Source organism: Staphylococcus petrasii (assembly GCF_002902565.1).
In the GTDB taxonomy this organism is placed as follows: Bacteria; Bacillota; Bacilli; order Staphylococcales; family Staphylococcaceae; genus Staphylococcus; species Staphylococcus petrasii.
In genome coordinates this window covers 53,791-77,680 of record NZ_PPRC01000027.1, presented here as the reverse complement: position 1 = coordinate 77,680, position 23,890 = coordinate 53,791, and the positions used below count along the sequence as shown (strand labels likewise).

The window sequence follows — 23,890 nt, the reverse complement described above, 5'->3', positions numbered from 1 at the left end:
AATAATATTCTTAGTAAGAACTTTGATAATCATTTTTCGCATATCTATAAATAAGAATATATATTTTAAAGAAAGTAAGTTAAAATAAATTAAATCGTCAACTGGGGGCATTGCTATGAGGAACTTAAAGAACTGGATAATATGGTTGCTAATTACTCCCATTTTATCTGTGATACTGTGGCTTATTTTTACTAATCATTCATTTATTTCATATATCAATACATTGTTTTACATATCTCTTATTATATTTATCATCATATTTCTCATTTTGCTTGTTCAAGAAGGTATTTTTGATGCAACGAGTTATGGATTTAGAAGAATTCGTTATCAACTTTCTTCACGTGCTAAAAAGAAAACAATGGAACATGATGATTTTTTCAATCCTCAACAAGCTAAAAAAGAGACCTACTTTGTTTCTACGTGGGTAGGACCTGCTTTAATAAGTAATGTTGCTTACTTTATTCTTACAATTATTATTTCCTTAACTTTATAAATATCTTTCCACACAACATAAAAAAGCCCATGAACACTCATCGAGTCGTTCATGGGCTTTCATTTTCAAAAATAAATTATTTAAGCTTCGAATTTCTTAAATACTAATACGGCATTGTGTCCGCCAAAGCCAAGACTATTACTCATAGCGTAAGTAATATCTAAATCTTGTGCTTCATTAGGAACGATGTCTAAGTCACATTCTGGATCTGGTGTATTAGCATGAATAGTTGGCGCAACTTTAGAATCACGGATAGATAATGCTGAGAAGATTGCTTCAAGTCCGCCTGTAGCACCTAATAAGTGGCCAGTCATAGACTTAGTTGAACTTACTTTCAAGTCTTTCGCAGCATCGCCAAATGTGTTCTTAATCGCTTGAATTTCATACTTATCGCCTACTGGTGTACTTGTACCATGGGCATTTAAATATTGAACGTCTTTCGCTTCAATACCTGCATCATCTAACGCAGCTTGCATTGCGCGAGAACCGCCTTCACCTTCTGGCGCTGGTGCAGTGATATGGTAAGCATCACCTGTTGAACCATAACCTACAATTTCAGCGTAAATTTCTGCACCACGAGCTTGTGCTGATTCTAATGATTCAATAACTAAGATACCAGCACCTTCACCCATTATGAAACCGTCACGGCCTTCTTGGAAAGGACGGCAAGCTGTTTCTTTATCATCATTTGTTGATAAAGCACGACTCGCACTGAATCCAGCTAATGCCATGTGTGTAATAGGCGCTTCTGTACCACCTGTTACCATTGCATCTGCATCGCCACGTTGGATAATTTTAAATGCTTCACCAATTGAGTTCGTACCTGTTGCACATGCAGTGACAGTAGAACCATTTGGCCCTTTTGCACCTAAATCAATTGAAACTTGGCCAGTTGCCATATCAGGAATAAGCATTGGTACGAAGAAAGGACTTACTCTTCTTGGACCTTTCTTTTGTAAAGTCGTATGGGCAACTTCAAATGTTTCCATACCACCGATACCTGAACCAATCCAAACACCAATACGATCCGCATTGTCATCATTGATTGTTAACTTCGCATCTTCCACTGCTTGACGCGCAGCTACTACTGCATATTGTGTAAAACGATCCATACGGCGTGCTTCTTTCTTCTCCATATGGTCTTCAATATTAAAGTCTTTAAGTTCACCTGCTAAATGAACATTATAATCTTCAGTGTCAACGCGTGTAATTGTATCAATACCGTTCACACCTTTTAAAGCATTCTCCCAACTTGAATGGGAATCGTTTCCGATAGGTGATAAGGCACCCATGCCTGTAATTACAACTCTTTTATTCTCAGTCATACATTATATCCTCCTATTTACCCCATTTGATAACCATAGCGCCCCAAGTCAGGCCACCACCGAAACCTACTAATACTAAAGTATCGTCGTCTTTAATTCTTCCATTTTCTAATTCTTGTTGAATACTTAAAGGTATTGAAGCTGCAGAAGTGTTACCAAATCGATTAACAGAAACACTCATCTTTTCTCTTTCTATACCCAATCTTTCACGTGCTGATTCCATAATTCTGATGTTCGCTTGATGTGGAACAAACATATCAATATCTTCAGATTGTAAACCAGCTTTTTCTACTACACGTGTAGACGCATTACCCATAATTCTAACTGCAAATTTGAAGACTTCGCGTCCGTTCATTACTAGTTTACCAGTATCTTTGTCTAAGTATAAGTATTTTCCACCTGTACCATCAGAGCCCATTTCATAGCTAATGATACCGCGTCCTTCAGAAACTTCGCCAATGACTACTGCACCTGCGCCATCACCGAATAATACCGCTGTAGAGCGGTCAGTTAAATCAGTGATTTTAGATAATTTATCTGCACCTACAACCAAGATATTTTTGTAGTCTCCTGATTGAATGTATTGTTTAGCAGTAATCATTGAATACATAAAGCCTGAACATGCAGCTAATTGATCCATTGTTGGCACTTTGCCTGTTCCTAATTTCTCTTGTAACATGTTTGCCACTGATGGGAATGGCATATCTCCAGTTGCAGTCGCAACAATAATCATATCTATATCAGATGGTTCAATACCTGCATCCGCAATCGCTTTTTTACTCGCTTCAAACGCTAAGTCAGACGTATCTTGGTCTTCGCTCGCCCAACGTCTTTCTTTGATGCCTGTCATTTTTGAAATCCACTCATCTGATGTATCTAGAAATCCTTCGAAATAGGCGTTATCTACTACTTTATCAGGTGCATAAGCACCGAAACCTTTTATACCTACGTTCATGAACGTACACCTTCTTACTTCATTTTTTAATACCAGGTATTAATTTAACACATTTTTTCTTCTCAACTCAAGTAGTTACACTTTTTTAGTCTTTCTTTTCTTTTTAGGAAAATTAATAAAAAATACAGCACGCCATAAATTTTAGAACAAATTCTAACACTTACCCTACTACCACTATACAAACAATTCGCTTTACATTAAAATAAAAGTATATAAATTTTGGAGGTCATTTGTATGAAACACCTCATCACATTTATCTGGGCATTAATCTTAATGCAAATGGTTAACTTCGTGTTAAACAGTTTAAACGGCGGAGGCTCTTTAAGCTTTATTGCACCAGTCATTATAGCAGTATTCATTACAATTATGATTGCTATCTTAGGCGCTATGATTAAACCAAACGATTATGCCCGTAAAGGTAACAGACATATTTAATAACACTTATTAAATAGTTCAAAAATACGGTTGATGAAACATTTAACGTTCCATCAACCGTATTTTTTGTATTAAATATATGAATAAATATCATACCCTTTCTAACCATTGGCTTAAGCTATGCCTAGGGCAAGCAAACCCAGCAATATGCAGAAATAAATACGCCCTATAAAATAAAAACCTAGAAAGTGCTCATCACACTCCCTAGGTTTCCCCTCATAAATCATTATTCATTTTCAGGTTTTTTCACATCAAAAGTTAATTCTTGATTGTCATCTAAACCAACATTTACCACAGTACCTTCTGGTAAACTTTCTCTAATCATCATACGTGCTAATGGTGTTTCAATTTGACGTTGTACAAAACGTTTCAATGGTCTTGCACCAAATTGTGGTTCGTATGCTTCTTCACCCAACCATTTTTTCGCATCATCAGATACTTCAATAGAAAGACGTTGATCCATTAAGCGAATATTTAGTTGAGTTAAAATTTTATCAACAATCATACTCATATCGTTAATAGATAATGGTTTGAATAATACGATATCATCCATACGGTTTAAGATTTCAGGTTTAAAGAAGGCATGTAAGCTATCCATTACAGCTTTTTCAGTGTCTTCAGTAATTTCACCACTATCTTTAACGTTTTCAAGTAACACTTGTGAACCAATGTTACTAGTCATAATAATGATAGTGTTTTTAAAGTCAACGCTACGTCCTTTAGAGTCAGTTAAGCGACCTTCGTCTAAGATTTGAAGTAACACGTTGAATACATCACTATGAGCTTTTTCAACTTCATCAAGCAAGATAACTGAATATGGATTACGTCTAACCGCTTCAGTTAATTGACCGCCTTCATCATGACCTACATAGCCTGGAGGGGCACCAATTAATCTAGAAACAGAGTGTTTCTCCATGTACTCACTCATATCAATTCTGATCATATGTTTTTCAGAATCGAATAATGAAGCAGCAAGTGATTTAGCTAATTCAGTTTTACCTACACCAGTTGGTCCTAAGAATAGGAAACTACCAATTGGTCTATTAGGGTCTTTAATACCAGCACGTGCTCTAACTACCGCGTCAGATACTAAATCTACAGCTTTATCTTGACCTACTACACGTTCGTGTAAGATATCGCTTAAACTTAATAATTTTTCTCTTTCAGTTTCAACTAATTTAGAAACTGGAATACCAGTCCATTGACTAACAATATCGCCAATTTCTTCGTCAGAAACGACTTCACGAATCATGCGTTCGCTGTCGCCTTGTTCATCTTGATATGCTTCTTCAAATTCTTTTAACTCTTTTTCTAATTGAGGAATTGTACCGTATTGTAATTCAGCTGCTTTTTCATAGTTGCTTTCAGTTTGTGCATCTTCTAAAGCTTGACGGCTACGGTCTAATTCAGCACGTTTTTCTTGTACTTTCGCGATTTTTTCTTTTTCTTGTTCCACACGAGATTGTAAAGCAGCTTGTTTTTCTTTTTCATTAGAAAGTTCTTCTTGTAACTCTTCTAAACGAAGTTTACTTGCATTGTCAGATTCATTTTTCAAAGCACTTTCTTCAATTTCTAATTGCATTACACGACGGTTAACTTGGTCTAATTCAGTTGGATTAGAACCCATTTCAGTACGGATTGTCGCACAAGCTTGGTCGACTAAGTCGATGGCTTTGTCAGGTAAGAATCTATCAGTAATATAACGATCTGATAATTCAGCTGCTGCTACTAATGCACGGTCTTGAATTCGTACACCATGATATACTTCGTAACGTTCTTTCAAACCACGTAAGATTGAAATAGTATCTTCAACATCTGGTTCGCTTACGCCTACTTTTTGGAAACGACGTTCTAATGCAGAGTCTTTTTCAATATATTCTCTGTATTCATTTAAAGTAGTAGCACCGATACAATGTAATTCACCACGTGCTAACATTGGTTTCAACATGTTGCCAGCATCCATTGCGCCGTCTGTTTTACCAGCGCCAACTAACATGTGGATTTCATCGATGAATAAGATGATACGTCCATCAGATTCTTTCACTTCTTTAAGCACTGCTTTAAGACGTTCTTCGAATTCACCTCTGAATTTCGCACCAGCAACTAAAGCACTTAAGTCTAATTCAAAGATTGTTTTATCTAATAAAGATTCAGGCACATCTTTACGTACAATACGTTGCGCTAAACCTTCAACAATGGCAGTTTTACCTACCCCTGGTTCACCAATTAATACAGGGTTATTTTTTGTTTTACGGCTTAAGATTCGAATTGTGTTACGAATTTCTTCATCTCTACCAATAACAGGGTCCATTTTACCTTGACGTACTTCTTCTACTAAGTCACGACCATATTTCTCTAAAGCTTCATAATTTACTTCTGGATTTTGTGAAGTCACATGATTTCCCCCTCTTACTTTAGTAATAATTTCTTTTACAACTTCTTCTTTATTACCTACAAATTGTTTTGTAATATCGTCAATATCCATTGCAGCACGTAAGATGTGTTCCATTGAGATATATTCATCTTCGTATTCTTTCATATATGATTCAGCTTTATTTAATAATTCATTAGCTTTTGAACCGATATATTGTCCGTATTGAATATTATCTCCTTGCACTGAAGGATAATTTTTTAATTTATTTGTATACGCTTGATTTAATTCATCAGTATCTATATTTGCGCGTTCTAATATGCTTTTAAATAAGCTATCAGTTTCTTCTAAAGTTCCTTTTAATATAGCTTCAATTTCAATATTTTGTAATTCATTTTCTTTACTCAATTCAACCGCTTTTTGTAATGCGCCTTGAATTGCATATGTCATTTGATTAATATCCAAATTTATTCACCCCTACTTATTTAATAAGAGCAAGATCAAATACTTCTTTTTTGACTTTGACTTTCTTTGACCTTAATTACATTATAGACCTTCTTTGACTATTAAGCAACATTTATACTCAGCTTTTTTTATTTTTTGAAAATGCACGCCACTACTGGTCTCACACGTTTTCATTAATACCTTTCACACCATGTTTTATCACATAATGCTCATAGATAAACATCAAATTTCTTAACTTCATAGTTTAAAAGTCAAACTTTGATTTATCAAATGTAAACAAAAAACAGACCAGTTCAATGAGTCGTCTCACTAAACTGGTCTGTCATCATTATTAATTTTTAGTATTTTTCTTAATTTCTTTAAGTATTTCATCAGATAATGCTTCGACACCACTATTTTCTAAGTGAACGCCGTCTGAAGCAAAGTATTCTGAATAACCTTCAGAACGTTTATACCAATCGACTAATGTAACATTTTTATGTGTTTTAGCTGCGTCAGCTAATTGTTTGTTAACATTATCTTGCCAATCTCTTGGCACGCGTGTATTAACTAAATAAATTTGCGCTTTACCAAATTTACTAATCAATTGATCTAACTCTTCTTTTGAAAAGTCACCATTTGTACCAAGTTCTAAAACAACTTGATCTGAAGGTTTATTATAATTGGTATAATTATCAGCCACAGATAATGCCTCTTGTAAATGGCGTCCAACTTTACCATCAATCGTAGCTTTTGGAACTTGAGATTTGAATGTTTCTCCAATATCTACCATTACAGAGTCCCCAATTAATAATGGGCTAATATTTGTATAAACTTGATCTTTTTTCTTACTCTTAGTTGATGAACCATCAAGTTTAATATTTTCTCCTGGCATCATTCTCACTAAATATTTGTCCGTTTCATTCGTATTAAATGAATTTGCTTTATCCGCTATTTCATCTTTTCCAAAACGGTCAAATGCGCCAGCAAATATTAATAATAACGGAATCGTTAAAATCGCTGTAACGATGGTTCTAATAAATTTAGGTCGTCGTAAACGATTGAATGAGAAAGCTTTAAGCCCTTCTTTTCTAAACGGCGTTTCTACATAACGATAAGACAATTCAGCAAATAAAACAGTTAAGATAATATCAATAATATAGACATAAGCTGGAATTTGCCCATCCGTATAATGAATATGGACGAAACTGATAACCGCAAAGTGCCATAAATATAAACTATAAGAGCGTTTACCAATGTAGACAAGCACAGGATGACTAAGTACCTTTGCTAATATCGTAGTCGGATGAACCACGCTAGCAATAATCAATAATGTCATGCCTGAAATGAGGTAGAACCCTCCATTATATATCCATGAACTGTTATCACTTACCGTAAAGAATAATATGATTAACATGACCAAACCGGCGATACCAACACCATCAATCGTTCGTTGTAGAACAGCTGGTGGGTTCGCTTTTAATTTAAAAGGTGGCCACATAAACGCTAATATCACACCAAGTAACAAGGTTTGTAAACGCGTATCTGTACCAAAGTAAACGCGAGAATAGCCTACGTTTGGTTGTGAAATTATTACCATTGCTAATAATGAAATTAGCGATACAATCCAAAATATCAATGTAACATTTCTATACTTTTTAATCGTCAATAATAAAATGACTAACACAAATGGGAAAAATAAATAAAATTGTTCTTCAATAGCTAGAGACCATAGGTGTTTAAGTGGCATAAATGAAAATTGTTCGAAGTAGTTTACATCTTTCGCAATATACCACCAGTTTGAAACATAAAATAGTGCAGCTAACATATCATGTTTCACGCGAACAATTTGTTGCGGTTCAAATATTAATGTGGCTAACCCAACCACAAGTAAAAGTGCTAAAACAGCTGGAAGTAAACGTTTAATGCGTCGCATCCAAAACTGTTTTAGGTTAATGATGCCAGTTTCTTCGTATTCTTTTAATAGTAAACTCGTTATTAAGTAACCAGAAATTACAAAGAATGTATCTACACCTAAAAAGCCACCTTTCAGCCATTGTCGATTAAGATGGTAAATAATGATGCCAATAACAGCTATTGCTCTTAAACCATCTAACCCAGGCATGTAGCGCATTTTAGTCTTACGATGCTTACTTTTGTTTAACTCTAGTTTCATTGTTCACATTCTTTCCCTATAAAATAATAAATTTCATATAAATTCATTACATTTAAAAGCACTGCAAATTAGGATAAAACGTAAGCCGATGATCATCAACATAAGTAAATATGAGTTACTCTACACTTTCGAATATTAATGTGTATGATTGTCGTGTTTTATACTGAGGTGCCTGAACTTTAATGCACGATATAATACTGTATGTCCTTTAATTCAATTTCTCGACTAGCTTGTTACATAATAAATATGTGTCTTTTAAAAAATTACTAAATATAACTTTCCCTATGTATCACTTATGATATAAGTCCTATGTATTGTAGTATAACCTATAAACAAATTCAATTTATATTACAATAATGTCATTTCGTTGATTTTGTTTCTTTTTGAAACCGATATTTATTTTATTCATTTGTCTGCTATTTGGTACTGCCTTTTCAAAGAAAATAAAAAACAATAGTACAACGATGATGTGTACTATTGCTTCTTCACCAAGTCTAGCCTACGCCTAAGGCAATCTTAGCGTATCTAGACATCATATCTTTATTCCATGGTGGATTCCAAACGATATTCACTTCTGTATCTTGAATTTCAGGAATTTCAGCTAATACAGTTTTAATTTGTTCTATAATTTGTGGTCCGAGTGGACAACCCATTGATGTTAATGTCATTTCGACTGTGCATAGACCGTCATCATCAACATTCACTTTGTATACTAAACCTAAATTAACGATATCAATACCTAATTCAGGGTCAATTACCATTTCTAGTGCACCAAGGATACTATCTTTTAATGCTTCTTCCATTAGTATCACCTCTCAATATTATCTTTCCCTTAATATATCAAATATCCGACAAAACGCCAATAAAATGCTATGATACTACTAAACAGAAAATTTGATGATATGTTACTCAAGGAGAAATTTATGGAACCTTATTTAATTTGTTTAGACTTAGATGGAACATTATTAAATGATAATAAAGAAATTAGTTCATATACAAAACAAGTTTTGACAACATTGAAGAAGCAAGGACACCGTATCATGATTGCGACTGGCCGTCCTTATCGTGCGAGTCAAATTTACTATCATGAACTTAATATGGATACGCCTATTGTTAATTTCAACGGTGCCTATGTTCACCATCCTAAAGCAGATGATTTTGAAACGACACATGAAGTACTAGATGTAGATTTATCTCGTAGTATGATTGAAGCGCTTCAAAAAGCGAATGTGACGAACATTATCGCTGAAGTTCGAGATCATGTATTCATTAATAATCCTGATCCACGTTTGTTTGAAGGCTTTTCAATGGGAAATCCTAAAATTCAAACGGGTAATTTACTAGAAGAATTAGATGAAGCCCCTACTTCTATTCTGGTTGAGGCGGAAGAAGTCAATATTCCTCGTATCAAACAAATGCTGACTCGCTTCTATGCTGAGAATATTGAACACCGTCGTTGGGGCGCACCATTTCCTGTTATCGAAATCGTGAAACGTGGTATAAGTAAAGCACGTGGTATCGATCATGTGAAAGATTATTTAAATATCGACCCATCTCATATTATCGCTTTCGGTGATGAAGATAATGATATAGAAATGATTAAATATGCTAAATATGGAATCGCTATGGATAACGGTTTGGACGAATTAAAACATATCGCCAACCATATTACGCATTCCAATAATGAAGATGGTATTGGACGTTATCTCAACGATTTCTTTGAACTAAATATTCCTTATAAAGGATAGTCGTTATTTGAGAGTGAGGTCGGGACAAAAGCGTTTAGGATTTGAGCAGAACCGAACAATGAGCAAAATTGTTTCTCAAATTTTGTCGAGTTGTGAGAGATTCTGCCGAAAATCCTGCTTTTGGGACGCCGTTAATCGGTTTCCCAGAGCATAAATTCTTTATGTCTCAACCTCACTATTTTTATGACATAGATAATGGAGGATTATATATGACTAAGATTATTGTTGTCGGCGCTGTAGCTGGAGGTGCAACGTGTGCTAGCCAGATTCGTCGACTAGATGAAGACAGTGACATTATTATTTTTGAAAAGGACCGCGACATGAGTTTCGCAAATTGTGGCCTGCCTTACTACATCGGTAACGTTATAACTGAACGCGGGGATGTCTTACCTCTTACACCTGAAAAGTTTAAAGACAAGAAAAATATTACTGTGAAAACGTATCACGAAGTAGTTAGTGTAGATGATAAAGCGCAAACAGTAAGTGTATTAAATCATCAAACTGGCGAAACATTTGAAGAATCATATGACAAATTAATTTTAAGTCCTGGTGCGAGCGCAAATCGATTAGGATTCGACAGTGACATGATATTCACGTTGCGCAATATGGAAGATACTGATGCCATTGATGACTATATTGAACAACACCAAGCTAAGAAAGCCCTAGTTGTTGGTGCAGGTTATATTTCCTTAGAAGTTGTAGAGAATTTGCATCATCGTGGATTAAATGTGACATTGATTCATCGCTCTGAAAAGGTAAACAAATTAATGGATCAAGATATGAACCAACCTATTTTTGATGAACTTGAAGCAAACGGTATTACTTACCGCTTAAATGAAGAAATTGAAACAATTGAAGGACAAACAGTAACGTTTAAATCTGGTAAAAAAGAAGATTATGATTTAATTATCGAAGGCGTGGGCACTCATCCTAATACTAAATTCTTGAACTCATCAAATATCGAGTTAGATGATAAAGGATTTATTCCAGTGAATGATAAATTTGAAACGAATATTTCTAATATTTATGCGCTAGGCGATGCAATCACATCCCATTATCGTCACGTAGATTTATCAGCACAAGTGCCTTTAGCTTGGGGCGCACATCGTGGCGCAAGTATTATTGCAGAACAACTTGCTGGTAATCACGAAGTAACGTTTAAAGGTTATCTTGGCTCAAATATTGTGAAATTCTTTGACTATACTTTCGCTAGTGTTGGAGTAAAACCTTCAGAATTAGATAACTTTAACTATGAAATGGTGGAATTAAAAAGTGGCGCTCATGCTGGTTATTACCCAGGGAATAGCGAATTGCACTTACGCGTCTATTTTAATAAAGAGAATAGACAATTATTACGTGCAGCTGCCGTAGGTAAAAAAGGTGCAGATAAACGTATAGATGTATTATCTATGGCAATGATGACAGGCGTTACTGTAGATGAACTTACTGAATTTGAAGTGGCTTATGCCCCACCATATAGCCATCCTAAAGATTTAATCAATATGATTGGTTATCAAGCTCGCGACATTAAATAAAAACAAAAACTCGAAGCCATGAGATAGCACTCCTAATAAGACTATCAAGTGACTTCGAGTTTTTATATTATTAATTTTAAAATTTATCCTAAACCAAACATTTTAGTTAAAGGCCCCCATGGTAAAATGATGCCTAAAGCCATTGTAATAATGATTAGCACGATTGTTGACCAGAATAATCCATGACTTGCTTCGCCTTTTTTTCTTTTAGCAATCGAAACTTCCATTAAAGCTACGACGCCAAGACCACAAAGCATTTTTAACGTTAGCAACATATGATTGCCGCCACCGCCATGACTCGCTGCCATGAACTCTTGAATTAAAAGCCAGAAGCCTGAGAACAATGTTAATAACATAAATACTCTTAATGCCATTTGTATTGGTTTAAACATTGGTGTAGGGCCTTGCTTTTTAGAAATATGTAAAAATGCAATAACATATAACACAATTGTTAGAACCCAACTTAAAATATGCATATGTAACAAGACAAATTCCTCCCCCATACTTATTATTACTTTCACCTTAATATCATAACATATATAGTTAAAATTCTTATAATTAAAAAAGGTCGCCATAACGGCGACCTTTCATAATTTATAAAATAATATATTATTCGCTATCTTTAGCAATATAAGTTGTTAAAGTACCGATGTTATCGATTGTAACTTTAACTTCATCTCCAGGTTGTAAGAATTGAGGTGGTTGTAAACCTGCACCTACACCAGCTGGCGTACCAGTAGCGATAATATCACCTGGATGTAAAGCAACATATTTAGAAATTTCTTCAATTAAATCATCAATTTTATTGATCATTTGGCTTGTATTACCATCTTGACGAATTTCATTGTTAACTTTAGTAACGATGTTAACATTTTCTGGTGTTGGAAGTTCATCTTTAGTGACGATGTAAGGTCCCATTGGGCAACCGCCAGTTAAACTTTTAGATAAGAATGCTTGGTCTTGTGCTTGTTGTGCAGTACGGTCAGTAATGTCATTAATGATTGTATAACCGTAAATGTAATCAAGTGCTAAAGCTTTTGGAATTTTCTCTCCGGCTTTACCAATAACAATACCAAGTTCTCCTTCGTAGTCTAATTGGTCTGTGATATCTTTATGATTTGGAATTGTTGCTTCGTCACCAGTTAATGATGAAGCGGCTTTCGTAAATACATATAAGCGCTCTACTTCATGATTTAATTCACTTGCATGATCTTGATAGTTACGTCCAAACGCAATTACATTGTTTGGAGGTGTAACTGGAGGTAAGAATTCAATATCGTTAAACGCAATTTTGTAATCATCTGCTTTGCCACTTTCTTCAGCAGCAACAACAGCTTTACGTACTTGCTCTTGGAAATCTAACGTTTGGTTTTGTTGTAAACCTTCTAATAATGTTTTCGGATGGAAGTCACCTTCACCAAATTCAGCGAAAACTTGTTTTAAATCCCAAACTGCGTCTTCACGCTTAACTTTAACGCCATATGATTCAGCGTCATTATACTTGAATGATAAGAATTTCATTCATTATCAACTCCTCATCTATATCTTAGTTCATATTATAACTTTAAACATAATTAAATCACAAATATATCTGTCTGAAATTTTAGAAATTTAGTATATTTAATTCAATTTTAAAAGTAACATGAACAAATTCAACCAATTTAGATATATATTTCAGTGCACATAAAAACATTTAACATTTAGCTTTTTATTCATCTTCATTTACGCTTATTTCTTCATATTGGAAGAAATAAAGTGAACCTGAGACCTTCGCACCAAGTATCGTTTCTAAAGTATTTTGATAATATTTCATTTGAATTTTATATTTCTCACGTAGCTGCTGACCTATTTCCGCTTCCGTCATACCTCTACGTTTATTAAATGCATCTGTTTTATAATCAACGAAATAATATTGGCCATCTTTTAAATAAATTAAGTCAATCATACCTTGAATAATAGAGACGTCTTCATCATTCTCTGGCATTTCATCTACTTTAGCTTGGTTCACTACGAAAGGTAATTCTCTAAATACTTTATCTGCTTGAGCAATCTTCATATATAAGTCGCTTCTTACAAATCTCATAATTTCTTCGTATTGAATGTCTTGCTTCGCATCTGCTTCGATAATATGTTTATCAATTAGACCATTAATGTACTCATCTAATTCAGTTTCTGTTAAACGGTCCTCTTTAAACGGTAAATGTTGCATGACTGTATGCATTAATGTACCTATTTCATTTGCTTTACGCTTTTTATTCTGTCTCAAGAAATGAGGACGCTCATAAGTTGCTACTCCAATACGGTATTGTCTAACTCTTTCATAACTTGTACCACTTTCCTCTGTTTCAAGTTGACGTTTCAACTCAGAAACGGATTGTTTCGATGGCTTTTTCGTATCATTAATATAAGAATACTTAAATGATAACTGCTCATTGATTTGTTGTTTTAAACCATCATCATTTGAGCCACTTGTTTCAATATCCTCTACCGTTCTATGTTCATTTTTTTGATTTTCTTCATCAAAAGTAAGATCATCGAAATAAACAGTTTTAATATCTACTGAAGGATATAAACTTTCATCTAAATTATCGATAGATGTTTCAAATTGTAGTTCAGGTACTAATGATGTTGATTTGTGTTTCGCTAAAATGCCGTAAATTAAATCGAACGGTCTAGTAGCAGACAAACGTTCATGTAGCGCAATGTGATTTTTAGCGATTGGTAAACGTTCAAATTTAGCTAACGTTTCTTCTTTATCTACGGTTCCAATTAATATCAATTGCTCTTTTGCACGTGTTAACGCTACGTAAATCAAACGCATTTCTTCAGAAATTAATTCTTTCTCAATCATGGATTTAATCACTACTGAAGATAAAGATGGAAACGCAATATTTTCTTCTAAATCATAGTAATCCATACCTAAACCAAACTTTTGGTTAAGTACTAGAGGGTGACGTATATCGCCTTTATTGAATTGTTTTGATAGACCTGAATAAATGACAAATGGGAATTCTAATCCTTTACTACTATGTACTGTCATCATTCTTACAACATTATCATTAGGTCCAATTACATTTTCCTCACCAAAGTCTTTATTACGCTCAATAAGTTCATCAATAAATCGAATAAATTGATATAATCCTCTGAAACTTGAATTTTCAAATTCAATCGCTTTATTAAATAAACCGTATAAGTTTGCGCGTCTGCCTTTTCCACCTACTAAACCACTGAAGTATTGGATAACATAATGGTCGTTATAAAATTTATCGATGAGTTGATACACAGGATGTTCTTGGCTATAGTCTTGATATTGCGCTAAATCGTCGAGGAAGCGTTGCAATTTCTCTTTCAATGCTGGTTGTGCATTGTCATCTTGAAGATAATGCATAATAGATTGATAGAAATAGTCATCGTGAGGACTTACAACACGAATTTGTGCTAGCTCGTCTTCTGTAAATTGATAAATTACTGAACGCATTAAGCCCACTAAATAGATATCTTGTAGAGGATTATCTACCGTTCTTAAAAATGATAGAACGAGACGCACTTCTGTTTGTTCAAAATAACCTTCTTTGCTTTTAACGTGAAATGGAATATTGTGATCTTTAAACGCTTGTTGCAGGTTACGTGCATTACTTAACCCACGCTCTAGAATGACGATATCTTTGAATGTAGCTTGGCGATATGATTCTGTTTTTATATCATAGACAAGTTTGTTCTCAATAATATCTTCTACTTGTTTTACAATGTATTGCGCTTCTTGTTCTACTTTTTCTAAATCATTGTCTTCACTACTAGACTGAATAAGGGCATGTAATTCGAGTGGCATCGACTTATCTGAATACTTTGTAGCACCAAAATATAATCGTGCATCAGCGTCATAATTAATTTCACCGACTTCTTCATCCATCATATGGTCAAATAAATAGTTCGTTGTTGATAAGACTTCTTTACGCGAACGGAAATTCTTGGATAAATCGATACGTAAACCTGTTTGCTCGCCTACTTTGTCAAAACGATTATATTTATTCATAAATAATGTAGGATCTGCCTGTCTAAATTTATAAATAGATTGTTTAACGTCCCCTACCATAAATAGATTACCGTTTGATTCGTCGCCACGTTTAATAGTTGAAATAATCGCTTCTTGAACTTGGTTCGTATCTTGATATTCATCTATTAAAATTTCTTCAAATTGTTGGCGGTAATCTTTAGCAACATTTGACGGGTTTCCTTGTTCATCAGTTAATATTTGCAATGCAAAGTGTTCATAATCAGCAAAGTCTAAGACATTACGACTTCGTTTCTTTTCAGCAAAATCACTAATAATATCTTTAACTATTTGAATTAAATAATGAATACGAGGCCCTAGCTTATTCATATCTGCTTTTAATTCTTCTACAGAACGCATTAAATATTCATTTTTAACTTTATCGAGTATTTTTTTATACTCATCATAAAATCCTTTAGCGTCTACTAAAGTTTGAGGGTCAATACCTTCATCTTCATTTTCAGTTTTAAGTTTTTTAGAAATTTGAGGCAACTTCTCAGGTGTATAGTTGATAATCATCTCACGATTAACTACACTACCTTCCATCATTTTAGCGCATTTGGCTTTTTCTAATTTCATTACATCAAGATGTTTTTCTGTTCCAATACTATTAGAAAAATTATTATCCGCTTCTAATAATGAGTCATAAGCTGCTTTAATATAAATCAATGCTAATCTATTAAGTTCTGCAATATACTCTTGTTGTAATTCTTCATTGTCATATAAATCCGTTAATGAATCTAACCATGCAAAAGGCGATGGATTTGCAATACTGAAATTATAAAATCGTTTTAATATACCTCTAAATTGCTCATCATTACGGTCATTAGACAATTGTTCAACTAACGTAAGAAATGCTATATCTGGGTCTTCATAATGTTTTTCTAACACTTCATCAATAGATTGTTCTAATAGTAGAACATTTTCAACATCACTAATCGTTCTAAAGTTAGGATCTAAATCGATAACATCATAATGTTGTTGAATAATCTTTAAACAAAAACTATGCAGTGTTGAAATTTGGGCTTGATGAATCTTAATGCGTTGATTTTTAAGATGTTCGTTATCAGGTTCTTGTAAAGACGCTTGTTGAATACGTTGTTCAACTCGATGTTTCATCTCTCTCGCACTTAAATTAGTAAAAGTTACGACAAGCAATTTATCAACATCTATGCCATCTCTAAGAATCTTTTGAATGATACGTTCAACTAATACTGCAGTTTTACCTGAACCGGCAGCAGCTGCTACTAAAATATCTTGCCCGCTAGCATAAATACTTTCCCACTGTGCATCTGTCCACTGTGCATCTTGTGGCTTAACAGGTATATTATTCATCATTATCCCCACTTTCTAACTCCACTTCTTGAATCGCTTGTATTGGATCAATAGATTCATCAACGTGACGATAGTGTTTACTATCAATAATGCTATCGACATGACAAACTGATTGAAAACTACAAAATTGACACGGTAATTGATTATCAAATTTTAATGGTGCCACCTCAGTATGCCCATCCATAATGTTTGAAGCAGTTTCAATAAAGTTATCCTTGTTGTGTTTGATGAATTTATGGATCGTTGTTTCATCTGCTACACTGCTTCCTTTAGCATTAAAACCGCCATCTTTTTTCAGTGTAATCGGTACAATGTCAGATTTAGGTGTTGTATCTAAGCGAATATCCATAGCATCTACAACATCTGCATCACTGTTAACTAAGCCTCGTAATTTATATTCTTGAAGAAATGCTTTGTCTAATGCTTCTTCTTTTAAAGCATCATCAACCATTTCACCCCAGTGCTTAAATTTAAGACGTTCATCGTGAACATGGAAGTACAACAATCCGCCAGGCTTAACTTCTTCACTCAAACCTAAACGTTGCGCATTTTGTAAGGCAATATCCATATAAGTCATCATCTGCATTTGCTTACCATAGTATACTTTCTTCAAATTCAAGTTAGCACTATAATTAGAAGATTTATAATCTATAATATTGATGAAACTTTTATTATTTGTCGTATACGTATCAATACGGTCGATTTGGCCTCGAATATTCACAGGAATACCTTGTTTCGTGATTAGAGGTTGAGCTATTAATTCTTCTTCATCACGTGGCGTTTTTCTAAATCCTGTTTCAAAACGTTGAGGTCTAAATTTCGTATGTTCATTTTGATAACGCAATGCTTTTAACGTACTTTCTACAATCACACCGATACGTTTAGAGACATAACGATAATATGCATTAGAATCCATTAAATTGAACTGGATGTTTGGTAATACATTTTCTAAAGCTTCAAGCGTTAACGCATGAATTCTTTGATTATCGAGATGTTTAAAATCGCCATTAATTTTATCCGAAATATATTTTAAAGCGGTATGGAAGATGTTACCTAAATCAAACGTTTCTAATTTATATTTCGTACGTTCATTTAGACGTAATCCATAATTAGCATAGTGTTGGAATGGACAATCGTTATAGCCTTCGAAACGAGATACACTAGCGTTAATCGCCTTACCATATAATGATGTCGCTAAATCTTCATCTAATTGCACGGTTTTATTATCATAAGTTAATGCAGTTAATAAATAATTTAGTCCATCGTTTAGCTCGTCATTATCACGCATAACTTGATATGCATCTAACCATACCTCTGCTACCATTTCATCTTCTAACCATGCTTTAAGCGCTTCGAATAACGTGATTTTAGTTTGATGAGGGTGTTCCATAAGCGTTAATGGATGTGCGTTATGTTCATAATGAATGTTAGTTACTTCAAGCCCATTAAATAATGCTTGAATTTGATTTAAGAACGGACTTTTTTCTTTTTCGTCTCCTTGCACGCCCATTAAACTATATGAAAATGTCACCTGTTCACAAGCACGTGTCATGGCAATATAACAAACAAAGGCCTCGTCCATTTGTAAAATATCAGAAGTAGGACTTAATTCCACTCGTGTTTGTTCCTCAAATACTTTCTTTTCCTCATCTGTAATTAAACTAGAAGAAGAAACTGGTTGAGGCATCGCACCATCGTTCATGCCTACCATATAGATGTGTTTTTTATTATCAACTTTAGCTAAATCCATCGTACCAATACTCACTTGGTCCAATGTTTGAGGAATCATTAAAAATTCTAACTGCTCTAAACCGATGTCGAATACTTCTAAGAAGCGGTTTAATGTCATTTCTTCCTCATCAAAGACAATGACTAAATCATCTAATATTTGAATTAAACCATTCCAAATCTGGTCGATTTCCTCAGCCGCTTCATGATCACCATCTACATCCAATTGATCTCGGTGAGCCATCAAATATTTAGGTATATCGAATGACTCCATCGTTTCATAGAAAGCTGTCGCAAACCCTTTAACATGATTTGCGTCATTCATTGCTTGTTCAAAACGCATTATTTTATCAATCATGTCATTTTTTAGTTGAACCACTTGTTCAAATGTTGCTCGCTCTTCTTCTGTTAATTTATGTTCTTTACGGCCCATTTTTGTAAAATTATCAATGCTAAATAACTTTTCATCTAACCAGCGTTTCCCATAGATGCCACGTTCTACAACAAAATTTTCCAGTAAATCAATTAAATAATCACTATTTTTAAAATGATTAGATAAAATATTTGTCTTAAACAAACGCATCATTGGACTTATATTCCAATTGGTTTGAATAACTTCGAGTAATGAGCGCACCATTTCCATAATTGGATGATGTGTCATGGATTTCTTAACATCAATATTAAATGGAATGTCGTACTGAGGTAATACGGAATCAAATAAATACGCATAGGCTTCATCACGGTATAATATAGCAATATCTTGATATCTGAATTGTTTATCACGTGTATCTTTGATAATTTGTCGTGCTATTTCATTAACCTCTTCACGCATACTAGAAGACTCTAGAATATTGATATGACCTTGGTGAGCAATTGGGTTAATTTGTAACGCATCAAATTGCTGTTCAAGTTGAAGTAAGTCTTGATTATTAAAGCGATATTGTTTTTTAAAATAAACTTCGTTTAACTCAATATGTAAATCATTGGCAATTTCTTTTAAATGCGTTAAAACTTCGGATGGCTTTCTAAATAAGCTAAACGGATCTTCATTGCCATCAGTTGTAAGAAGGACTGTCACTTTTTTAGCATTTTGTACGAGTGCCTTAATAATTTGGTACTCAAGTGTTGAGAAGTTATAGAAGCCATCAATATATATTTCAGCACGCTTAAGCCACTCTGATTGAGGCATAATTTGAATAAAATGATTCAAACTATCTTCAGAAGTAATAAATTCACCTTGTAAACGTTCCTCAAAATAATGATATATGAGCGCAATATCTTCTAATTTATGACGTGTTCTTGTTTGAAGTTCATTCTCTTGTAGGAATAAATCCAAATGTTCAGGTGTGACTGAATATTTTTTAAAATCTTGGATTTGTTCACTCAATTTCTCACTAAATCCATAATAATTCACTTGTGATTTATATAATTTAAGCTCTGATTTATGTTGTTGAACAAGGTTATAAATCATCATCTCTGTGCCAGCTTGAGTTAAACGTTCCTCAGTTAAGCCCCCAACTTCTTGAAAAATTCTATAACTCAATCGTTCAAAGTGTAAAACTTCTGTTCTTAAACTTCCATTTAGTTCTTTATCGTTAACAAATGATTGTTCTAATTGAAACGTACTTTGTGTAGGTGCGATTAAAATAATTGGATCACCTAGCGGATCTTGTTTCATTTGACTTTTAATATTATTAATCATTTGATGTGATTTACCAGTACCTGCTCTGCCAAGGTAAGCATTCAATTCCATTATTCCCCACTCCTTTAATGTTATTTTAACATAGAACATACGTTCCCTAAAACTATTTATAACTTCATTTATAAAAAATAAAAGTGGGATGGAATTCAATGTGCTGAATTCTACCCCACTTAAAATTTACTTATTATTATCTGGATTGAAATTAAATTTAAAATCGTTTAAAGGCCAGAATCTAAATGAAACTTTACCGACAATTTGATTCTTGTCTATTAAACCAAATGCACGACTATCTTTACTTACTTCTCGATTATCTCCAAGTACTAAGTATTTATCTTTAGGAATAACATTAGAATTTGGATTCGCATTTGTTAAATCTTTTGTTTCGAATGATCCTGTAATATATTCGCCTTGTTTACGTTTTTCATTATAATCTAAATATGGTTCATCCACTTTTTTACCATTGATATAAAGTTTGTCATTTTTATACGTAACGTTATCTCCAGGAACACCAATGACACGTTTTACATAATCATCTTTTTTATTGGCATGAAAGACAATGACATTCCCTTTTTTCACGTCTCCAACTTTATATCCAAGAATATTCACCATTACGTGTTGACCATCTTTTAGAGTTGGATCCATTGAGTCGCCTTTTATAGTATATGATTTAGCGACAAAGTTGACCATTACCCATACAAGTAATAGACCTACCGCTATAGCGACAATCCATTCGATTATTTCTTTTTTCAAATATAACACCTCATCTACTTGTTAAACTGATAGGTAAATTCTTTAAATGGATAATACTTCAAACTTACATCGCCAACAATATCTTTGTCCTTGATTAAGCCATAAGTTCTTGAATCGCTTTTTTTATCACCGTTATCGTTTAATACAACATACGAATTAGGTGGAATGATATCTCCATTAGAATTATTCAAATCGCGTAATGCTAAATTATTAATATCTCTATTTTTAGCATAATTTTTATTCACTTGTCTATCGTCTCGATATAATTTACCATCTCTTACTTCGATTGATTCGCCCGCTTTTCCGATAATGCGACTAAAATGAAGTTGATGATTCTGACGGTACATAATGATATCACCATCATCTAATAAATTAAATATCACTTTGATTTTATTAACGATAAGACGATCGTTTTTATTAAGTGTCGGTGCCATTTCATCATTGGTTACTACTGCCCCTCTAACAATAAAGGTTTGAATAAACAATACAAATATGATGGCAAATATTAACGGCACAATCCATTTCATTATCTTTCGCACATCGTCACTCCTCGTCAGCACCCATAAAATGTTTTTCTACTCTTTTCCCAATAAACCATAGTGCCACGGTGACTAAAATTAGAGCAATCGCACGTATTGGATGTGTTAAAAATGTTGTAACTTCTTTTCCCATCACTGCTAAAAAAGTAATAGATATTAATTTAGAAATAAGTAATATCAGAAAGTAATATTTTGCTTTAATATGTGATAAGCTTGCTACGAAATTGACAAGCGTATTGGGCGTAAACGGAAAACACATTAAAATAAAAATAGGTACAATACCTTGTCTATCAATGAAATGGGTTAATTTCTTTACTGATTTTCTTTCTCTAATTTTTTGCATAAAATGAGCGTTAACAAATTTCCTACAAATATAAAAAACGGTGTAAGTACCTGAAACAATACCTAGCCAACTAATCCCCGTTCCTATGAGAAAACCGTACGCATGAACATTCATAATAACGTATAATGTTAACGGAAGTACAGGTACAATAGCTCTCAAAAAGAGTATGATGAAGCCTGCGAAATAACCTAATTCTTGTAGTACGTTAAACCATTGCTCAATTTGATGGAACACTATCGCATCGAATCCTTCCTTAAAGTTAATAGCACTCTTTAACGCTATTATACATGAAATATTTTACACACATTAAGTTAGAAATCTACCTTTATTACAATAAATCAGTCACAGGTAGTAGCATCAACTCATCCCTTAGATTTAAATATAATAGTATAGAAGAAAGGGCGCAGGACAGAAATTAAAATAATTTCGTCGTCCTGCCCCGGCAAGGGTGACTAGGTTTGAAAAAAGCTTAATTTAAGTGCATTTTCAAATCAGTCAGCTACTGCCAATATGTTAACAAAGGCTGAGACATTTTATTATTGTCCCAGCCTCTTAACTTCATTATAGATATTAAATTGTAGTTGAACTTAATTTCTATAAACGTTCTTCTAATTCTTTTTTCTTATCTTCATATCCAGGTTTACCAAGTAAAGCAAACATATTTTGTTTATATGCTTCTACGCCTGGTTGGTTAAATGGATTTACGCCTAATTGGTAACCACTCATAGCACATGCTAATTCGAAGAAGTATACTACATAACCAAATGTTTCTTCATCTAATTGAGGAATATTAACCACTACATTTGGCACGCCTCCGTCAGTGTGTGCTAATAAAGTACCTTCAAACGCTTTAGTATTCACTTCGTCAATTGTTTTACCAGCTAAGTAGTTTAAGCCATCTAAATCTTCACTATCTTCTTCAATAGTAATATCGTGTTTAGGATGGTTCACTTTCACAACTGTTTCAAATAAGAAACGACGACCTTCTTGTACATATTGACCTAAAGAATGTAAGTCAGTTGTGTAATTTGCACTTGATGGATAGATACCTTTGAAATCTTTACCTTCAGATTCACCGTATAATTGTTTCCACCATTCATTGAAATATTGCATAGAAGGCTCATAGTTAATTAACATTTCAGTAGTATAGCCTTTGCTATAAAGAATGTTACGGATTGTCGCATATTGATAAGCAATATTTTCATCTAAATTATCAGATGATAATTCTTTACGTGCTTTGTTAGCACCAATCATAATTGATTCGATATTGATACCAGCCGCTGCGATTGGTAATAAACCTACAGCAGTTAATACAGAATAACGGCCACCTACGTCATCAGGTACAACAAATGTTTCATATCCTTCATTGTCTGCTAATTGTTTTAAAGCACCTTTCGCTTTGTCAGTTGTAGCGAAGATACGTTGTTTCGCTTCTTCTTTACCATATTTATCTTCAACTAATTTTTTAAATAATCTAAACGCTACTGCTGGTTCAGTTGTAGTACCAGATTTAGAAATAACATTAACTGAGAAGTCTTTATTAGCTAAATAGTCTACTAATTCTTGAGTATAACTTGAAGATAGGTGATTACCTACAAAGACAATTTCTGGGAATTCCGTATTATTACGGAAAGCTGGAGTTAACATTTCAATTGCCGCACGTGCACCTAAATATGAACCTCCAATACCAATCACTACTAATACATCTGAATTTGATTTAATACGTTTAGCAGCTTCTACGATTCTTGAAAATTCTTTTTTATCATAATCTTCAGGTAAATTTACCCAACCTAAGAAATCATTACCAGCGCCAGTTCCTTCATGGATAGTTTTATGAATCGTTTTCACGATATCTTTTTGTTGATCTAATTCATGTTGTCCGAAAAATTCTAAAGTTTTACCATAGTCTAATTGAATATGAGTCATTTAAAAAAGCCTCCTGATTTCCTTATTAATTTAA

At 33.7% G+C, this 23,890-nt stretch carries 17 protein-coding genes; 4 read left to right on the top strand and 13 right to left on the bottom strand.

The window, feature by feature from the left end; translation table 11 throughout:
* The first annotated feature begins 115 nt into the window (after window positions 1–115).
* Window positions 116–493 carry a DUF3899 domain-containing protein gene (locus CD127_RS05845; protein ID WP_103297604.1) on the top strand — a complete coding sequence of 126 codons (378 nt, stop codon included), beginning with the start codon at window positions 116–118 and terminating at the stop codon, window positions 491–493.
* 80 nt (window positions 494–573) lie between these two features.
* On the opposite strand, the gene fabF is transcribed toward CD127_RS05845, so the two are convergent.
* On the bottom strand, window positions 574–1,818 hold the full coding sequence (fabF, locus tag CD127_RS05840) for a beta-ketoacyl-ACP synthase II (protein ID WP_103366073.1): 1,245 nt from the start codon (window positions 1,816–1,818) through the stop codon (window positions 574–576).
* A gap of 13 nt (window positions 1,819–1,831) precedes the next feature.
* Window positions 1,832–2,773 (bottom strand): beta-ketoacyl-ACP synthase III, encoded by a 942-nt coding sequence (locus tag CD127_RS05835; RefSeq protein ID WP_103366072.1) that lies wholly within the window; start codon window positions 2,771–2,773, stop codon window positions 1,832–1,834.
* Window positions 2,774–3,007: 234 nt separating this feature from the next.
* On the opposite strand from CD127_RS05835, the gene CD127_RS05830 reads away from it, so the two are divergent.
* Window positions 3,008–3,208: a DUF2929 family protein gene (locus CD127_RS05830; RefSeq protein ID WP_103366071.1), complete on the top strand. Its 201-nt coding sequence runs from the start codon at window positions 3,008–3,010 to the stop codon at window positions 3,206–3,208.
* Between the two features lie 226 nt (window positions 3,209–3,434).
* Here the strand turns inward: CD127_RS05830 and clpB are convergent, their stop codons facing one another.
* The 3 genes from clpB to CD127_RS05815 form a co-directional block, all read right to left on the bottom strand.
* The gene (gene clpB, locus CD127_RS05825; RefSeq protein WP_103366070.1) at window positions 3,435–6,044 is read right to left on the bottom strand and encodes an ATP-dependent chaperone ClpB; all 2,610 of its coding nucleotides are present in this window, start codon (window positions 6,042–6,044) and stop codon (window positions 3,435–3,437) included.
* A gap of 331 nt (window positions 6,045–6,375) precedes the next feature.
* Window positions 6,376–8,199 carry an acyltransferase family protein gene (locus CD127_RS05820; RefSeq protein WP_103366069.1) on the bottom strand — a complete coding sequence of 608 codons (1,824 nt, stop codon included), beginning with the start codon at window positions 8,197–8,199 and terminating at the stop codon, window positions 6,376–6,378.
* A gap of 494 nt (window positions 8,200–8,693) precedes the next feature.
* Window positions 8,694–9,002 carry a metal-sulfur cluster assembly factor gene (locus CD127_RS05815; RefSeq protein ID WP_011276244.1) on the bottom strand — a complete coding sequence of 103 codons (309 nt, stop codon included), beginning with the start codon at window positions 9,000–9,002 and terminating at the stop codon, window positions 8,694–8,696.
* Between the two features lie 120 nt (window positions 9,003–9,122).
* Between CD127_RS05815 and CD127_RS05810 the strand changes: the two genes are divergently transcribed.
* Both CD127_RS05810 and CD127_RS05805 read left to right on the top strand, forming a co-directional pair.
* Window positions 9,123–9,947, top strand: coding sequence for a Cof-type HAD-IIB family hydrolase (locus CD127_RS05810; protein ID WP_103366068.1), 825 nt, complete (start codon window positions 9,123–9,125; stop codon window positions 9,945–9,947).
* 209 nt (window positions 9,948–10,156) lie between these two features.
* Window positions 10,157–11,482 carry a CoA-disulfide reductase gene (locus tag CD127_RS05805; RefSeq protein WP_103366067.1) on the top strand — a complete coding sequence of 442 codons (1,326 nt, stop codon included), beginning with the start codon at window positions 10,157–10,159 and terminating at the stop codon, window positions 11,480–11,482.
* Window positions 11,483–11,565: 83 nt separating this feature from the next.
* Here CD127_RS05805 and CD127_RS05800 read toward each other — a convergent pair whose 3' ends face one another.
* The 8 genes from CD127_RS05800 to CD127_RS05765 all read right to left on the bottom strand — a co-directional run bounded on the left by CD127_RS05800 (window position 11,566) and on the right by CD127_RS05765 (window position 23,856).
* Window positions 11,566–11,967, bottom strand: a complete 402-nt coding sequence (locus tag CD127_RS05800; protein ID WP_103297612.1) for a YisL family protein — start codon at window positions 11,965–11,967, stop codon at window positions 11,566–11,568.
* Between the two features lie 124 nt (window positions 11,968–12,091).
* Complete coding sequence (locus CD127_RS05795; RefSeq protein WP_103366066.1) at window positions 12,092–13,003, bottom strand: fumarylacetoacetate hydrolase family protein; 912 nt, start codon at window positions 13,001–13,003, stop codon at window positions 12,092–12,094.
* A 187-nt stretch (window positions 13,004–13,190) separates the two neighbouring features.
* On the bottom strand, window positions 13,191–16,868 hold the full coding sequence (addA, locus tag CD127_RS05790; protein ID WP_103366065.1) for a helicase-exonuclease AddAB subunit AddA: 3,678 nt from the start codon (window positions 16,866–16,868) through the stop codon (window positions 13,191–13,193).
* Complete coding sequence (gene addB / locus CD127_RS05785) at window positions 16,861–20,349, bottom strand: helicase-exonuclease AddAB subunit AddB (protein ID WP_103366064.1); 3,489 nt, start codon at window positions 20,347–20,349, stop codon at window positions 16,861–16,863. The genes addA and addB overlap by 8 nt, the downstream gene beginning before the upstream one ends.
* Window positions 20,350–20,475: 126 nt before the next feature.
* A complete protein-coding gene (gene lepB / locus CD127_RS05780) occupies window positions 20,476–21,048 on the bottom strand; it encodes a signal peptidase I (RefSeq protein ID WP_103297616.1) in 573 nt (190 codons plus the stop codon).
* Window positions 21,049–21,062: 14 nt separating this feature from the next.
* On the bottom strand, window positions 21,063–21,587 hold the full coding sequence (lepB, locus tag CD127_RS05775; RefSeq protein ID WP_103366063.1) for a signal peptidase I: 525 nt from the start codon (window positions 21,585–21,587) through the stop codon (window positions 21,063–21,065).
* A gap of 4 nt (window positions 21,588–21,591) precedes the next feature.
* A complete protein-coding gene (locus tag CD127_RS05770; RefSeq protein ID WP_235851326.1) occupies window positions 21,592–22,167 on the bottom strand; it encodes a TVP38/TMEM64 family protein in 576 nt (191 codons plus the stop codon).
* A 357-nt stretch (window positions 22,168–22,524) separates the two neighbouring features.
* A complete protein-coding gene (locus tag CD127_RS05765) occupies window positions 22,525–23,856 on the bottom strand; it encodes a glucose-6-phosphate isomerase (RefSeq protein WP_103297619.1) in 1,332 nt (443 codons plus the stop codon).
* Between the last annotated feature and the right edge of the window lie 34 nt (window positions 23,857–23,890).